At 68.0% G+C, this 1,758-nt stretch carries 2 protein-coding genes and 1 pseudogene; all 3 read left to right on the forward strand.

Annotated features, from left to right (window positions below; translation table 11 throughout):
• Nucleotides 1-23: 23 nt before the first annotated feature.
• Nucleotides 24-557, forward strand: a complete 534-nt coding sequence (locus ACIRS4_RS36440) for a GNAT family N-acetyltransferase (RefSeq protein WP_404204284.1) — start codon at nt 24-26, stop codon at nt 555-557.
• Between the two features lie 8 nt (nt 558-565).
• A complete protein-coding gene (gene lipB, locus ACIRS4_RS36445; protein ID WP_404204287.1) occupies nt 566-1,360 on the forward strand; it encodes a lipoyl(octanoyl) transferase LipB in 795 nt (264 codons plus the stop codon).
• A gap of 21 nt (nt 1,361-1,381) precedes the next feature.
• Nucleotides 1,382-1,758, forward strand: a pseudogene (locus tag ACIRS4_RS36450) (lipoyl synthase); the annotation flags it as partial.

The raw sequence follows: 1,758 nt of genomic DNA on the forward strand, positions 1-1,758 counted from the left end.
AACCTCGCCGATACCGTGGACCCGTGACCAATCAACCGTCCGACGTGGTGGTGCGGGACGCACGCGAGAGCGATCTGCCGGAAATCCTGGTGATCCACAACAACGCCATCGCCGAGACCACGGCCATCTGGGATACCGAACTGGCCGACATCCACGAGCGCGAGGCCTGGTTCGCGGCGCGCACCGGGGCCGGGCATCCGGTGCTGATCGCCGAGATCGGCGGCAAGCTGGCCGGGTACGCGAGTTACGGGCAGTTCCGGCCGAAGTCGGGCTACCGGTTCTCGGTCGAGAACTCGGTGTACGTGTCAGATATATTCCATCGCCGCGGCGTGGCCACCGCGCTCATGCGGGCGCTGCTGGCGCGGGCCGAGACAGGCGATGTGCACGCCATGATCGCGGCGATCGAGTCGAGTAACCGCACGTCGATCGCCCTGCACGAGAAGTTCGGCTTCACCACCGTCGGGCAATTGCCCGAAGTCGGGTACAAATTCGGGCGCTGGATGGACCTGACACTCATGCAACGGACCTTCCCCGAGGGAGTAGCGTCGCCATCGTGAGCGAGAGCATGACGGCCACCGCGGCGTTACCCCGCGCGGTGTCGGCTCGCTTCGACAGCACACCCCTCGCGGTCGAAGATCTGGGCCTGATCGACTATCAGCGAGCCTGGGAATTGCAGCGGTCCATCGCGGACGAACGCGCCGAGGGCATCGGGCAGGATCGGCTCCTGCTGCTGGAACACCCCTTCGTCTACACCGCCGGACGGCGCACCGAGGCGCGGGATCTGCCCGTGGACGGCAGCCCGGTCATCGCGGTCGATCGCGGCGGGAAGATCACCTGGCACGGGCCGGGGCAATTGGTCGGCTACCCGATCGTGCGGCTGGCCGAACCGGTCGATGTGGTCGCGTACGTGCGTCGCCTCGAAGAGGCTCTGATCGCCGTGTGCGCGCAGCTCGGGCTGGAAACCGGCCGGGTGGAAGGCCGTTCGGGCGTGTGGGTCCCGGCGAACCAGTTCCTGCCCGAGCGCAAAGTCGCGGCGATCGGTGTGCGCGTGCAGCGCGGCGTCGCCCTGCACGGCATCGCGCTCAACTGCGATTCCAGTCTGGACGGTTTCGATGCCATCGTGCCGTGCGGTATTCGCGATGCCGGGGTCACCACCCTGAGCCGCGAACTCGGCCGCGACGTGACCGTCGCCGAGGTGCGGCCGCTGGTCGCCGACGCGATCGCCCGCGCCCTCGACGGTGTCCTCGAGGTGACCGACCACGCTCTGTCGCGCTGCGCCGAAGCCTTTGCCGAATGTCCCGAGCCGCTACCCGCCCTGCAGACCGACGAGTCCGCCGCAGGGCACGCCAAAGCCGAATGACCACGAGCGTAGGGTGAACCAGTGACCTCCGTCGATACCCCGACACCTGATAACTCGGCCGCACCCAACGGCCGCAAGCTGCTTCGCATCGAGGCGCGCAACGCCGAGACCCCGATCGAGCGCAAACCCTCGTGGATCCGCACCCGCGCGACCATGGGCCCCGAGTACACCGAACTCAAGGGCCTGGTGAAACGTGAAGGGCTGCACACGGTCTGCGAGGAAGCCGGGTGTCCCAACATCTTCGAGTGCTGGGAGGACCGCGAGGCCACCTTCCTCATCGGCGGCGAGCAGTGCACGCGGCGCTGCGACTTCTGCCAGATCGACACCGGCAAGCCCGCCGCCCTCGATCGTGACGAACCGCGGCGCGTGGCCGAGAGCGTGCAGGCCATGGGACTGCG

Origin of the sequence: Streptomyces sp. NPDC101166, assembly GCF_044768125.1 — a bacterium.
Taxonomy (GTDB): Bacteria; Actinomycetota; Actinomycetes; order Streptomycetales; family Streptomycetaceae; genus Streptomyces.

Coding starts and splice junctions, on each gene's coding strand:
- lipB (WP_404204287.1), top strand. CDS start 566: ATGACGGCCACCGCGGCGTTACCCCGCGCGGTGTCGGCTCGCTTCGAC.